This is a genomic window from Denitratimonas tolerans (assembly GCF_037203605.1).
GTDB classification, from domain to species: Bacteria; Pseudomonadota; Gammaproteobacteria; order Xanthomonadales; family Xanthomonadaceae; genus Denitratimonas; species Denitratimonas tolerans.
The window spans coordinates 151806-166046 of the sequence record NZ_JBBDHC010000005.1 but is presented as its reverse complement, the minus strand read 5'-3'; the positions used below and the strand labels follow the sequence as shown (position 1 = coordinate 166046).

Annotated in this window: 11 protein-coding genes; 6 read left to right on the top strand and 5 right to left on the bottom strand. The window is 67.3% G+C overall.

All coding sequences use genetic code 11. From position 1 onward, the window contains the following. Window positions 1-13: 13 nt before the first annotated feature. From WB794_RS05285 to WB794_RS05275, 3 genes are read right to left on the bottom strand one after another with little or no spacing between them, the layout of a single operon-like run. On the bottom strand, window positions 14-1126 hold the full coding sequence (locus WB794_RS05285) for a formylglycine-generating enzyme family protein (protein WP_337334797.1): 1113 nt from the start codon (window positions 1124-1126) through the stop codon (window positions 14-16). Beyond that, window positions 1113-3350: a sulfatase-like hydrolase/transferase gene (locus WB794_RS05280; protein WP_337334796.1), complete on the bottom strand. Its 2238-nt coding sequence runs from the start codon at window positions 3348-3350 to the stop codon at window positions 1113-1115. Before WB794_RS05280 ends, WB794_RS05285 begins: the two co-directional genes overlap by 14 nt. 19 nt (window positions 3351-3369) lie before the next feature. After that, entirely contained in the window at window positions 3370-5745 is a 2376-nt protein-coding gene (locus WB794_RS05275) for a sulfatase-like hydrolase/transferase (protein ID WP_337334795.1), read from the bottom strand. 259 nt (window positions 5746-6004) lie between these two features. Here WB794_RS05275 and WB794_RS05270 point away from each other — a divergent pair, with 259 nt between their 5' ends. After that, window positions 6005-6661 carry a response regulator gene (locus tag WB794_RS05270; RefSeq protein ID WP_337334794.1) on the top strand — a complete coding sequence of 219 codons (657 nt, stop codon included), beginning with the start codon at window positions 6005-6007 and terminating at the stop codon, window positions 6659-6661. Here WB794_RS05270 and WB794_RS05265 read toward each other — a convergent pair. Continuing rightward, the gene (locus WB794_RS05265; protein ID WP_337334793.1) at window positions 6651-8501 is read right to left on the bottom strand and encodes a sensor histidine kinase; all 1851 of its coding nucleotides are present in this window, start codon (window positions 8499-8501) and stop codon (window positions 6651-6653) included. The genes WB794_RS05270 and WB794_RS05265 overlap by 11 nt on opposite strands. Before the next feature lie 388 nt (window positions 8502-8889). Here WB794_RS05265 and WB794_RS05260 point away from each other — a divergent pair, with 388 nt between their 5' ends. Continuing rightward, entirely contained in the window at window positions 8890-10455 is a 1566-nt protein-coding gene (locus WB794_RS05260) for a POT-type proton-dependent oligopeptide transporter (protein ID WP_337334792.1), read from the top strand. 4 nt (window positions 10456-10459) lie between these two features. Here the strand turns inward: WB794_RS05260 and ygfZ are convergent, their stop codons facing one another. After that, complete coding sequence (gene ygfZ, locus WB794_RS05255; RefSeq protein ID WP_337334791.1) at window positions 10460-11365, bottom strand: CAF17-like 4Fe-4S cluster assembly/insertion protein YgfZ; 906 nt, start codon at window positions 11363-11365, stop codon at window positions 10460-10462. Between ygfZ and WB794_RS05250 the strand changes: the two genes are divergently transcribed. From WB794_RS05250 to sdhA, 4 genes are all read left to right on the top strand, one after another. Next, window positions 11364-11573, top strand: a complete 210-nt coding sequence (locus WB794_RS05250) for a DUF1674 domain-containing protein (RefSeq protein ID WP_337334823.1) — start codon at window positions 11364-11366, stop codon at window positions 11571-11573. The two genes, ygfZ and WB794_RS05250, sit on opposite strands and share 2 nt — an antisense overlap. Before the next feature lie 70 nt (window positions 11574-11643). After that, window positions 11644-12045: a succinate dehydrogenase, cytochrome b556 subunit gene (sdhC, locus tag WB794_RS05245; protein ID WP_337334790.1), complete on the top strand. Its 402-nt coding sequence runs from the start codon at window positions 11644-11646 to the stop codon at window positions 12043-12045. Then, window positions 12042-12434, top strand: a complete 393-nt coding sequence (gene sdhD, locus WB794_RS05240; protein ID WP_337334789.1) for a succinate dehydrogenase, hydrophobic membrane anchor protein — start codon at window positions 12042-12044, stop codon at window positions 12432-12434. Before sdhC ends, sdhD begins: the two co-directional genes overlap by 4 nt. Window positions 12435-12441: 7 nt before the next feature. Beyond that, a complete protein-coding gene (gene sdhA / locus WB794_RS05235) occupies window positions 12442-14232 on the top strand; it encodes a succinate dehydrogenase flavoprotein subunit (RefSeq protein ID WP_337334788.1) in 1791 nt (596 codons plus the stop codon). Window positions 14233-14241 lie beyond the last annotated feature (9 nt).

Here is a 14241-nt window from a genome sequence, read left to right as displayed (position 1 = left end):
AACGGCTGCACCCTCACGCCGCGCTGATCAGCCGAAAGCCCAAGTGCGACATGGGGCTGTGCGGATCGCAGCCGCGACGCGCGCTGGGGCGATAGGACAGGCAATAGTCCTCGTTGCACAGGAAAGAACCACCGCGGATGACCTTTTTCGGCGCATCGACGGGGACGCCCGGATCGGCCGGGTCGTAGCAGTCGTCCGGCCCCTGCGGGTTGTCGATGGGATCGCTCGCGCGCTGCGCCTGGCCCGCGAAATAGTCGGCGCGGTACCAGTCGGCCACCCACTGCCAGGCGTTGCCGGTCATGTCGTAGAGGCCGTATCCGTTGGCCGGGAAGGTTCCGGCCGGCAGGGTGCCTTCCGCACCGCCCGCCCCGGGCTTTACCACGGGGAATGGACGCTGCTTCACATCCCAGTAGTTGGCCAGCAGCGCGCCGCCGGCCCCCATCGGCTCGTCGCCCCAGGCGTAGGTGGCCTGCTCCAGACCGCCGCGCGCGGCAAACTCCCATTCGGCCTCGGTCGGCAGCCGCTTGCCGACCCAGCGGGCGTAGGCCAGCGCGTCCTCGTGGCTGACCTGCACCACCGGATGTTCACCCTTGCCCTGGATCGTGCTGCCCGGGCCTTGCGGATGACGCCATTGTGCGCCGGGCACATAGCTCCACCAGCGTGAATAGTCGTCCAGCCGCACCGGCGCGCTGGTGCCGGTGAACACCATGGCACCGGGCACCAGCACCTCGTCCGGCGGCCTGGGCACGCCCGGCGGCAGCTGCACGCGGATGGTTTCCCAGTCGGGCTTGCGCTCGGCGGTGGTGACATAGCCGGTCTCGCGCACGAATCGGGCGAACTGATCGTTGGTGACGTGGGTCGTGTCCATCCAGAAACCGTCCACGCGCACCGGATGTGCGGGTCGTTCGTTTTCCTGCGCCAGCCTGTGTTCGCTGCCCATCAGGAAGGTGCCGCCGGGAATCCAGGCCATGCCCAGCGGGCCGCTCGCGCCGTCGCCGAGGATGACTCGCGGTGCCTGCGAGCGCGCCAGGAAACGCCCGCCCAGTGCGCCGGCGACGGCGGCGGCACCCAGCGCCACGCCGCCGAGCAGCAGCTTGCGACGCGATGTCTGCTCAATGAACGGCATGGCTTGGCGCACAGGTGGTTCCAAGATTGGACAGCACGATGGCGCCGTCGGTGGCGTCGGTCACGCCGTCGAATACGCCACCGACGATGAAATCGTAAACGCTGGACAGGCCCCATTGGTTGGCGATGCGCTGCCACTCGGCGAAGTCGGCCGCGTCGACCACGCCGTCCTGGTTGCCATCGCCCGGACAGTCGGGCTGAGAGGCCAGCAGATCGTCCAGCCTGGCCGCCAGATGGTCATAGGCGGCCTGCTGCGCGGGAGTCAGTGCGCCGTCGAGCAGGTTGTTGCTGGCCGGGTCTTCCAGCATGGGCACGGGCACGGCCTGATCGACCCGATAGAACTCGATGCTGGTGTCCTCGCGGGCGTCATTCGTGGCGCTGTCGTAGTTGACTGCGGTGTTGCGCACCAGCTTGTAGTCGGCATCGCGGATGGCGACCGAGCTTTCCGCCAGCACCTCGACCGGCAGGCCGCCCGGATCGGCGGCGAGGATGGCCTGGTTCACCTGCCAGCAGCGCGCGTAGCCCGCGCCGCCGTTGTCCACCACCATGGGGTCGGTGTAGCCCGCGCCCCACCAGACGCCGAGGTTGTCCTCGCACACGCTTTTCGAGGTCGGGATCTGGGTGCAGCTGCCGCCAGCCTGGCTGGTCCGGTTCAGGATGCAGGGACCATTGCGGCCATCGTTGGCCTGGATGTTGATGCCCGCCTGGGTGAAGTTGATGCTGCGCAGGCTCTCCTGCGCGGGATTTTGCAGGTAGGGGAGCAGCGGCACCGAATCGATCGTGCGCGGCGATTCCTGCTGCGCGTCCAGGCCCGCCAGCTCGCCGAAGAACTGGAACAGATCCACGGTGTTGACCATGTGCTCGACCTCCCTGCCCGGCTGCGTCACCGGCGCCCCGGCCACGATGAGCGGCACCCACACGCCGGTCTGGTACGAGGTTCCCTTTGCCAGCGACAGGCTGAAAGGCAGCTTGACCGCAAAGCCCAGTGAACCGTTGTCGCCGACGATCACGATCACCGTGTTGGCGGCCTGCGGGTCATACACCAGATCCCCCTGAGCGTCGCGCGTGGCCAGGCCCGTCTCCACCAGCAGGCGGCCGAACTCGGTATCCATGGCCTCGGTCATCTGGTTCTGGATGATGCGCCCGTGCACGGTGCTGGTGCAGTCCATGACGTTGCCGGAAAAGCCCGGCATGTCCGGCAGCAGTTGCGCGATCAGCGTGCTGCTTTGCGGCGCCAGCTGCATCGGCGCGGGCTGCCAGGGCGTGTGCGCGGCCGAATAGCTGACCGTGGCCATCCACGGCGCGTTGCCCGGACGCGAGTTGATCCAGTCGATCGCGGCGTCGGTTTCGATCGTGGTGCGGTAGCCGCGTGCACGCGAGTCGGACAGCGGCACTTCTTCGACCACGCCGTTCTCCACGATCACCAGCGGTGAAACGTAGAAGGCGTTTTCCCGGTTGAATTCCAGCGTCACGCCGGGCGGCAATGGATCACTGCAGCTGGCCTGCTCGCGCACGAAGATGCCGCCCTCGGCCATGCAGGCAAGGCCGCTGCTGTCATTGCCGATCACCGGCGGACGCGCCATGGATACGCAGGAACCGTCGCTGTAGTGGCAGCTACCCGCCAGGTGATGCGGATAGAAGCCGCAGCTCCACTGGCCGGCACCGTAGGCACCGCCGGCGCTGGTGTCGATCGAGCCGGGCAGACCGCCGACCCAGCCGTGGAAATGGTCCCAGCCCAGCGCCGCCGGGGTGGCGTTGCCGGCTTCGTTGTGCTCCGGTCCGGCCAAGTGGAATTTGCCGAACATGGCGCTCTCGTAGCCCGCTTTCTTCAGCAGCTTGGGCACGGTCAGATCGTGCGGGGAGAGCTGGGAATTGGCCAGGTCGTTCGGTCCCAGCGCCTGATACATGTTGGTGCGCAGCGGGAAGCGCCCGGTGAAGAACGCCGCGCGGCCGGGCGAACACTCGGGCATCGACCAGGTGTTGCGGAACTTCACCCCGGCCTCGGCAACGGCCCCGATGTTGGGCATCGGCGGCGCACTTCCTCCGCCATAGCCGAAGGCCGCCATCTGGTCGATGCCGACATCGTCCATGACCACGAACAGGATGTTGGGCGGCGGGCTCTCGAAGCCATCGCCGAAGATTCCATCCTGCGCCATCGATGCGCCCAGCGGCAGCATGGAGATGACGAGCGTCAGGACAACGCGCCTGGGCAAGAAAATGTGCATGGTACGGCTGACTCCTGTCTCAGGGCTGCGGCGGCACGCAGGTGGCACCGAGGTTGGCAACGATGATGTTCAGGTCAAGCTCGTCGGTCTTGCCGTCGTGGTTGAAGTCGTACCAGGTCGACTGGCCCGCACCGTTGAGCTGGTTCAGTCCGTTCAGCTCGATCCAGTTGAGCAGGTCGTCGTTGTCCACCCTGAAATCGCGGTTGCCATCGCCGGGGCACTGGATGGCGTCGTAGCTGTAGTTGTAGGCGGCCACCGCATCGCGCCGGTCCAGTTCGGCGGAGAGCACGCCATAGGCCGTCTGCGCCTCGGGGCTGAGGGCGGATACGTCCAGCGGGGGCTCGCCGATGGCAAGCTCGGTCCCCTCCTTGTCGAGCACCGGATCGGGCAAGGCCAGCATGTCGATCCGGTAGAGCTCGTCGACATTCGTATTGACGCCGGTGTAGGTGGAGTTGACGGGATTGGCAAGGTCCAGGGTATAGGTTTTGCGGTTCTGGCGGACCAGTTTGTAGGTGCCGTCGCTGGCCGCCTTGGACGCATCGGGCAGCACCCGGGTGACGTCCGCCGGATCCAGCGCACGGCGATAGGACATGACCTGGCCGCAGTGGTCGAATCCGGCGGCAGGTACGCCGCTGAACACGGACCCCGCGCCATACCAGACCCCGCCCTGATCGTCGCACAGGGCCTTGTTCGGGAAGATCACGAAGCAGGTGTCGGCAGCCTCCACCACACAGGGCTGGGCCACGACGCCGGCGGCCGGGTTGGGGAAGTTGGCACCCATCTCGGTGAAGTTGATCGTGCGCAATGCGCCCTGGCCGGGATCGGTCAGGTAGGCCAGCATCGGCTGGGCGTCCAGCGGGCGGTCCGGGGAAACGTGCGCGCCGATGTCCGCACCGACGATATCCGCGAACAGGCGGTAGAGGTCGGGCGAACTGACCTGGTGGGTTACGTCGCGGCCGGGGGAGGCGACCATCGGGCCGGCCACCAGCAGCGGCACGCCGACGCCGGTCTGGTAGGGGGAAGCCTTGGCGCGCGCCGGATCGAAACGCCCGGGCGAGGTGAACTTCACGCTGTTGACGTAGGTGCCGTTGTCGCCCATGACCACCAGCAGGGTATTGGTGCCGGCCGGATCGTAGTGCAGCGTGCCATCCGGGTTCCATGCGGCGAGCCCGATTTCCACCAGCAGGCGGCCAATCTCCCGGTCCATCGCTTCGACCATCAGGTTGGTGATCAGGCGATCATCGATCATGCCGATGATCTGGCCGGGCGCGCCTTCCACGTCCGAGGCCGGCGAGCAGACCAGGTTGTCGTTGCGCCCCGGCGTATCGGCGGCGATCAGCGCCAGCGGGGGCACCTGCAGCGGCGTGTGGATGGCCGAATACCCCAGCGACATCATCCAGGGCTTGTTCGCCGGCTGCGCGTTCGCCCAGGCGACGGCACGGTCGGTTTCCAGCGTGCTGCGATAGCCGCGCGCCGACGCATCGGTCGCCAGCACTTCGCCGCTGTTGCCGTCGGCATCGCTCCAGACGAACTTGCCGGTGTAGTAGCCGTTCTGTTCGGTGAAGTCGATGTGTGCCGGCGCGGCCGCCTGGCAGGACTGGTTGGGGTCGAAGATGCCGCCGCGATCCAGGCAGGCGCGGCCCGGCGTGCGCGGGCCGGCGACATTGTCGCGCACGATCTGCTCGCAGCTGTTGTCCACGAAATAGCAGGCGCCCGTGTCGGCACCGTGGGTCGGATCCATGGTGGTGTTGGGCACGAAGCCGCAAAGGAAAGGTCCGCCGGCAGGATCATCGCCAAAGGTGCCGAGGCCGGCGCGGGTATCGATCGGATAAGGCGCGCCATCCAGGTAGCCGTCGAAGTGGTCCCAGCCCAGCTTCCACATCGTCTGCAGGCCATAGGGCAGATTGGCCGAACTGCCCAGATTGGTGCCGGTCAGGTGCATCTTGCCGATCATGGCGTTGGTGTAGCCGGCGGTTTTCAGCAGCTTGGGCAGGGTCATCTCGTAGGGCGAGATTTCCGAATTGGCCAGATCGGTCTGCACCACCGCGTTGAGGATGTTGGTGCTGGAGGGATAGCGCCCGGTGAAGAAGGTCGCGCGGGTCGGTGTGCAGGTGGGCATGGCCCAGGCATTGCGGAACTTCAGGCCGGCCTGTGCGATGGCTGCAAGGTTCGGCGTGCGCGGCGGCACCAGGCCGCCGTGGCCGTAGAAGTCGAGCTGGTCCAGGCCGAAATCGTCAATGACGATGAACAGGATGTTGGGCGGCCGGGCCGCGCCGGCGTCCTCGAACCCGTCCGCGAAAACCCCCTCGCCGCCGCCCGCCCGTGCGAGCGTCGCCAGCAGAAAGATCGGCAGCAGCCCATGCCGCAATTTCGATGAGCGAGGCAGACGCTTCATGGTTTCCCCCGGAGACGTGGCGTGATGCAGCCCATGAAACCGCCGGTGACCGAAACGGACAACACCATGAACATGGCATGCGCCGCGTCTCGCATGGGCGCAATGATTGGCGCGCCAAACCCCCGCAAGCCACATGAATCCGCCCATCGGCCATCTCCTGCTTCGCCGACGCGGGGCAGCAGGCACCGGACCGCGCGGCTGCCGTCGAAGGCACCCGGGATCGACTTTACGGAGCCGTTGCGAGCACGATGTCGCCACCATGGAAATGATCCGAATCCTGCTGGTCGAAGACGACGCCCCGACGCGCCAGCGCCTGCACGATGCGCTGGCGGCCGATCCCGGATTCGCGGTCGAGTCTGTCGGCAGCCTGGCTGCCGCGCGCGCCGCGATCAGCAGCACGCCGCCGCGGGTCCTGCTGACCGATCTGGAGCTGCCCGATGGCCACGGTGCCGACCTCACCGCCGAAGTCCACACCGCGCATCCGGAGGTGGAAATCCTGGTGATCTCCGTCCTGTGCGACGAGGCCAGCGTGATCGCGGCAATCGCCGCCGGTGCCAGCGGCTACATCGTCAAGGATGCCCTGCCCGAAGACATCGGAAACACCGTGCGGCAGGTGCTCGACGGCCAGTCGCCACTGTCGGCAGGCATCGCGCGTTACCTGCTGCGCCGCCTGCGGTCGGCACCGCACACAGATCCGGAACACGCGGAAAATGCCGCTCTGATCCTGACCGGGCGCGAGACCGATATCCTGTGGGGCATCGCCAAGGGCATGAGCTACAACGAGATCGCCGACAGCCTGGGCATTTCACGCAAGACCCTGCCCAATCACATCAAGAGCATCTACCGCAAGCTCGAAGTGAACAGCCGGGGCGAGGCGGTATTCGAGGCGGTGTCACGCAAGCTCATCAGCCTTTGAGCGCGGCCTCGTCCGCAGCGCCGAAGCGTTGCGGCAGGTCCACGATCACGCGGGTGCCGGTCGCGTCGCTTTCCACGATCAGCCGCGCGCCCAGGTCGACGGCACGGCGCTGCATGTTCTCCATGCCGTAGTGGCCGCGCCGTGGCTGTGCGCCTCCCGCGCCGTGATCGCGCACCACCAGACGCACGCCCTGTCCGGGCTGCTGCGGCGATTCGATCTCGACCACGTCCGAGCCGGAATGGCGCACCGCATTGTTGACCGCTTCCTGCAGCAGCCGGAACAGCCCCAGGGTGAGCGTCGGCGTCAGCCCCGGCAGGTCGGGCAGGTCGTGCACCCTCCAGTCCAGGCGCACGCCGGAGCGACGCAGCTGCGGCTGGATCCTGTCGCGGAAAGCCACCAGCATCATCCCCAGGTCGTCGCCGAAGTCCTCCATCGAGTCCACCACCAGGCGCAGATCGGTCAGGGCGCTGTGGCAGGCGCGCGATACTTCCTCGGCCACCGGCCCCTGGGCGCGCTCGGACAGCGAAACGATGGATACCAGTTGCCCGGCAATGCCGTCGTGCAGGTCGCCCATCAGGCGCATGCGCTCGGCCGCCAGCGTCTCGCGCTGCGCCTGCGCCTGCTCGCGCGCAAACGCCTGCTGCAGCTTCACCCGTGCGGCGGCCACATCGTGACGCAGGCGCGCGTTGAAGTCCTCCAGCAGAGACAGGCCCTCGGCGAAGCCGCGCAGCACGATCGCGCCCATCATGAAAGCGAGGATCGGGCCATTGAAGCGCGCCAGCAGCACGTACGCCCGGCCAACGCCGGTGCTCAGCACCAGATGGTCGCGCACAGCAAGCGCCAGCAGGACCACGACCGCCACCAGCAGGGTCAGCGCGGTGCGATCGCGTCCGCGCACGCCGGCCCGCCACAGTTGCCACAGCGCCAGCACCGCCAGGCCCAGCGCCAGCGGCATGAACAGCGCCAGCAGCAGGAACATCGACCAGGCCGCAGGCAGGACGTGGAAGCAGAGCATCATCAGCGCGCCAGGCACGAGGAACCAGCGCGTGCGCACCGGCGGCGTGCGCCCGGTCAGCTGCCAGACGAAGGGCAGCAACAGGCAGACGGCAACGAAGCGCAGCGTGTTCAGCGGCATCAGAAGGAAGTCGCCGAAGGCGCTGGCGATCAGCGGTGCCAGTGAGGTCAGCGCAAAGCTCAGCGAGATCGTCGCGCACAGCAGGTAGAGCTGGTCCTGGCGACGCGCGAGCCAGATCAGCAGCAGGATCGAACCGATCGCCAGCAGCGCCCCATCCATCAGGCGCGACAGGCCCACGACCAGAAAATGCGCGGTTTCGTAGTCGTCGCGCAGCCGGTTCTCCGGGCCGAAGAACACCGGGCCGACCGCGCCCTGACCCAGTCGCCCGCTCAGCACCACGCTGATTTCGTTGAAACCAGGCTGCAGCAGGCGCTCGGGCACAGTGGCGATCTGCGGGGCGCCCTGGCCCTGGCGCAACGAGGTTTCGGCCAGGGTGCTGTCCGCCATCGGCACGCCGTTGAGCGCGACCTGGATGCGCCCGGTGAACTGCGGCACGTACAGCGCGAACGGCCCGTCCCCGGTCCGATCATGCTCGAACCTGATCCGGTAGACGTGCTCGCACTCATCCCGCGAGTGGCAGTTCCTGGGCAGCCGCATCGGCACCGGCCCGAATTCCTCGCCGCCGTCGCCAACGGCGCGCCACGCGCTGTCGAAACGCTGCACCCCGACATCCTCGACGCGCGCACCGGTGTCCATCAGCGCGTTCAGCGCGAACAGCAGCAGCAGTGCCCCCAGCAGCAGCGTGCCCGAATACCTCCATGGCATGGGATTGGGTGCCGGCGCGACCGCGTTCGTTGTCGGCTCCGACACGCGATCTCCTGTTCCAGTCAGGGGCGGTCGATGATCGTTGTGACAGCACGTTCCCGCAAGCCATGCGCCGCCGCTTTGCCGCTGCTCGCGGCAACGGCGTGCCACAGATGCCGGCTGGTTCACACTTTCACCCATCGCTTCCGCTGCGCACAGGCGTTCGCCGCTGCAGGCCGCCATGTGAGGCGAAAGCTTGATGCACGGCAAAAACGCGGTGCGCGGCAGCCCGCGCGTAATGCGCAATCACCCGAAGCATCGACGCAGCATCCATGCGGCGCTGCGGCTTGGGCTTTGCCGCCACTTTGGGCACACTGCCGCGCTTTCCCCTGTTTCCAGGCCCTCACGCATGAGTTCAACCGCAGCCGCGCCGCGCGCCCGCTTCCCTCGCCAGATTCCCTACATCATCGGCAACGAGGGCTGCGAGCGCTTCAGCTTCTACGGGATGCGCAACATCCTGGTGCAGTTCCTGATCACATCCACCCTGCTGCAGCACATCCTCAGCGACGGGGAACGCGCGCTGGCGGCGAAGGACCTGATGCACAGCTTCATGATCGGGGTGTACTTCTTCCCGCTGCTGGGCGGCTGGCTGGCAGACCGGTTCTTCGGCAAGTACAACACCATCCTGTGGTTCTCGCTCATCTACTGCGCCGGTCACGCCTGCCTGGCGATGTTCGAGGACAGCCGCACGGGGTTCTTCACCGGGCTGGGCCTGATCGCGCTGGGCGCAGGCGGCATCAAGCCGCTGGTGGCTTCCTTCGTGGGCGACCAGTTCGACCAGTCGAACAAGCACCTGGCCAAGATCGTCTTCGACGGCTTCTACTGGATCATCAACTTCGGCTCGCTGTTCGCCTCCCTGTCGATGCCGCTGTTCCTCAAGCACTTCGGCCCCTCGGTGGCCTTCGGCATTCCCGGCGTGCTGATGTTCATCGCCACCTTCGTGTTCTGGCTGGGCCGCAAGCACTATGTGATGGTGCCGCCGGTGGGCAACTCCGATCCGCATTCCTTTTCCAAGGTCGTGCGCACCGCGCTCTTGGCGCGCGACGGCCGCGGCGCGCTCGGGCCGGGCTACTGGATTGCCGCGGCGGGCGTGCTGCTGGCGGCGGCTTCGTTCGCGCTGATGCCCACGCTGGGCTTCGTGATCTGCGCCTGCCTGGCGCTGGTGGCGATCCTGGCCGGCGTGGGCGGCGGCACCTGGCTGCAGCTCGACCGCGCCCGCGGCATCCACCCGGATACGGCGGTGGATGGGGTGCGCAGCGTGCTCAAGGTGCTGGTGATCTTCGCGCTCACCACGCCGTTCTTTTCGCTGTTCGACCAGAAAGCCTCGACCTGGGTGATCCAGGGCGAGGCGATGACCAAACCGGGCTGGTTCGTCTCCTCGCAGATGCAGGCGCTGAACCCGGCGCTGGTGATGATCCTGATCCCGTTCAACAACCTCGTGCTCTATCCGATGCTGCGCAAATTGGGCTGGGAACCGACCGCGCTGCGCCGGATGACGGCAGGCATCGCCTTCAGCGGCCTGGCGTGGATCGTGGTCGGCGGCATCCAGGTGATGATGGACGAGGGCAACGCGATGAGCATCGTCTGGCAGGTGCTGCCCTACGCGCTCCTCACCTTCGGCGAGGTGCTGGTTTCTGCCACCGGGCTGGAGTTCGCCTACAGCCAGGCACCGCAGGCGATGAAGGGCGTGGTGATGAGCTTCTGGAATCTCACCACCACCGTCGGCAACCTGTGGGTGCTGCTGTCCAACGCGGCGGTGCGCAACGATGCGGTCACCGGCCAGATCGCCCGCACCGGATTGAGCGAAACCGCGTTCCTGATGTTCTTCTTCGCCGTCTTCGCGCTGGTGGCCGCCCTCGTGTTCGGGCTGGTGGCGCGCAGGTATCGGGTGGTGGACAACTACCGCGCCGCGTAGCGGATCAGCGCGCCAGCCCGTCGAGCAATGGCAGGACGGTCGCCTCGCTGCCGTCTTCCGCGTGCCATGACTGCGGCGATGCCGCTTGCGGACCCACCGCCAGCGCCTCGATGCGCCCACCCCATCGCGCCACGCTCACGAGCTGCGCGATCGCGCCGTCCGCAGCGGTGAGGCGCGCGCCCACCGCCGGTTCGGCCGCCAGCAGGAAGCGCAGCGGCCCGCGCTTGGCCTGACCGAGGAAATGCGTGCGTGCGACGATTTCCTGGCCCGGATAGCAGCCCTTTTTCACGCTGAAGGCACCCAGGCGATCCAGACCCAGCATGTGCGGGGTGAAGGCGTCGGCACCGGCGGCATCCAGCCGCGGCAAGCCGTGGGCGATGTCGTCCATGCGCCAGCGCGCGCTGGCGTCGGCATCGACGGAAAACCCCGCCCGCGCGTTCGAGTACAGGCAAAGCGTTCGCGCGCCGGCTCCGCCCATGTCAAGCGCGATGCGCGCCCAGTCGCCCTGCGCGTCGCGCGCAAGGTCGGTGCGATTGCCGCGGGCATCGAATCCCCAGTGCGCCGGCGCGTCGAATCCGATCGCGGCCTGCGCCTCGGGCAGCGCGGTGATCTCGACCTTGCTGCGGAAGCGGAAACGCTGCAGCGCATCGGCGAACGATTCGGCGAAAACATCGGGCAGCCACAGCACCAGGCGCTGGGCATCGATCCGCACCAGCGCGAACAGCGCCAGCACCCGCCCCTTGGCGGACAGCCACAGGCTCCACTGCCAGTGCCCGTCGGCAAGCGACGCGGCATCGTTGGCGAACTGCGCCTGAGCAAAAGCCAGCGCATCGCGGCCTGAAAGCTGCAGCACGCCGCCGGTTTCCAGAAGATGGGGCAGGTTCAGCGCGGGTTCCGGCTTGATCATCATGGGGCGCGGTACTACTCTTTGTGCATTGCACGAACGGTTCGCCATGATAGGCCAAACCCCGCCAGCTCCCGAGCCAGCACCCACCCCGAACGAGCGGCTGACACAGGACGCGCCCGCGTCGCAGTCGCCCGAGGTTGGAGGCCGCGAGGGCCTTGATCCCACGCGCTATGGCGACTGGGAAATGAACGGACGTTGCATCGATTTCTGAGCCCGGCGTCGCCCGCCCGGGCGACGGCGGCGATTGGCTTTTTTCGTTTCCCGTCAACGAGAGCGTGTCCATGTCGCAACGCGAACGCCCCTTGTCACCCTTCATGCTGGGGTCGCTGTACCGCTGGCAGATCACATCGGTGATGTCGTTCCTGCACCGTGCGACGGGCGTTGCCCTGTCGGTCGGTGCCTTCCTGATGGCAGCCTGGCTGATCGCCGTCATGCGCGGCCCCGAGGCGTACGCGAGCTTCGCGGCGTGCATCGGCTCGCTGCCCGGTCGCCTCGTGCTGGCGGCCTTCGTCTTCGCGCTGGCATTCCACTTCTTCAACGGCATCCGGCACCTGGTGTGGGATGCCGGCGTGGGCTTCTCGATTCCCGGCCTCTACAAGGGCGGCTACATCGTGGTGGCGCTCACGACGCTTTTCACCCTGCTGGTGTGGTACTTCGGCTTCGCGGCGGGAGGTGCGGCATGATCTCCCGCGATCCGTTGCGCGATCCGCTGGCGAAGGCCCGCAACTGGGGTTCGGCCAAGAGCGGGGCCGAGCATTTCATCTGGCAGCGCATCACCGCCGTGGCGCTGGCCCTGCTCACGCCCTGGCTGGTGTGGCTGGTCATCACCCTGATGCCGGCCGATTACGCCACCGTGCGCGCCACCCTGGCCAATCCGGTCCACGGCGTGCTGATGATTTCCTTCCTCGTCGCGCTCTTCTGGCACCTGCGCATGGGCCTGCAGGTGGTAATCGACGACTACGTCCACCGCCACGGACTCAACGTGGTTGTGCAGCTTCTGGTGCTGTTCGCCTGTTCGCTGGGCGCACTGGCTTCCATCGTGGCCGTCGGCCGCATCGTCCTTTCCGCCTGAGCCTTCCATGTCCGCATACAAAATCATCCATCACGAGTTCGACGTCGTGGTCGTCGGTGCCGGCGGTGCCGGGCTGCGCGCCACTTTCGGCATGGCCGAGAAAGGCCTCAACGTCGCCTGCATCAGCAAGCTCTTCCCCACCCGCTCGCACACCGTGGCCGCGCAGGGCGGCATCGCCGGCGCGCTGGGCAACATGAGCGACGACGACTGGCGCTACCACTTCTACGACACCATCAAGGGCTCGGACTGGCTGGGCGACCAGGACGCCATCGAGTACATGTGCCGCGAGGCGATTCCGGCGATCTACGAGCTGGAGCACTACGGCGTGCCGTTCTCGCGCACCGAGGAAGGCAAGATCTACCAGCGCCCCTTCGGCGGCATGACCACCCAGTTCGGCGAAGGCCCGCCGGCGCAGCGCACCTGCGCGGCCGCCGACCGCACCGGCCACGCCATGCTGCACACGCTCTATCAGCAGGCGCTGGCGCACGATGCGCGCTTTTTCATCGAGTTCTTCGCGCTCGACCTCCTGATGGATGACGACGGCATCTGTCGCGGCGTGATCGCGCTGGAGCTGGCCACCGGCGACATCCACGTGTTCCACGCCCAGGGCGTGGTGCTGGCCACGGGCGGCTACGGCCGCATCTACTTCAGCTGCACCTCGGCGCACACCTGCACCGGCGACGGCGGTGGCATGGCGCTGCGCGCCGGGCTGGCGCTGCAGGACATGGAATTCGTGCAGTTCCACCCCACCGGCATCTATGGTGCCGGCTGCCTGATTACCGAAGGGGTGCGCGGCGAAGGCGGCATCCTGCGCAACGCCAGCGGCGAGCGCTTCATGGAGCGCTACGCCCCGCACGTGAAGGACCTGGCCTCGCGCGACGTGGTCAGCCGCGCCATGACCATCGAAATCCGCGAGGGCCGCGGCGTGGGCGAGCACAAGGACCACATCCTGCTCGACCTCACCCACCTGGGGCCGGAGGTCATCCACGAGCGCCTGCCCGGCATCGCGGAAAGCGCGCGCATCTTCGCCGGCGTGGACGTGGAGAAGCAGCCGATCCCGGTGCTGCCCACGGCCCACTACAACATGGGCGGCATTCCCACCAACCGCCACGGCGAAGTGGTGCAGCCGCGCGCCGGCAACCCCGACGCGGTGGTACCGGGCCTGTACGCGGTGGGCGAAGCCGGCTGCGTCTCGGTGCACGGTGCCAACCGCCTCGGCTCCAACTCCCTGCTCGACCTCGTGGTGTTCGGCCGCGCCGTGGCCAATCGCTGTGAAGAAACCCTGGTCAAGTTCGGCAAGCCCAAGCTGGCCTCGCAGGCCAGCATCGACAAGGCGCTCTCGCGCTTCGACGCGATCCGCCACGCCAAGGGCTCGCGCCCGACCGCGGAGATCCGCCTCGACATGCAGCGCACCATGCAATCCGACGCGGCGGTATTCCGCACCCAAAGCACCCTGCAGGAGGGTGTCGAGCGCATCGGCAAGGTGCACGCCAGCTTCAAGGATGTGCACGTCACCGACCGCTCGCTGATCTGGAACACCGACCTCATGGAAACCCTGGAGCTGGAGAACCTCCTCTCGCAGGCCGTGGTCACGATGAGTTCGGCCTTGAACCGCACCGAATCACGCGGCGCGCACGCGCGCGAGGACTATCCCGAGCGCGACGACGCCAACTGGCTCAAGCACACCTGCTCCTGGCTCGACGCCGACGGCACGGTGCGCTTCGACTACCGCCCGGTTCACATGTACACGCTCAGCAGCGACGTGGACGTCGTCCCGCCGAAGAAGCGCGTGTATTGATGGCGGGAA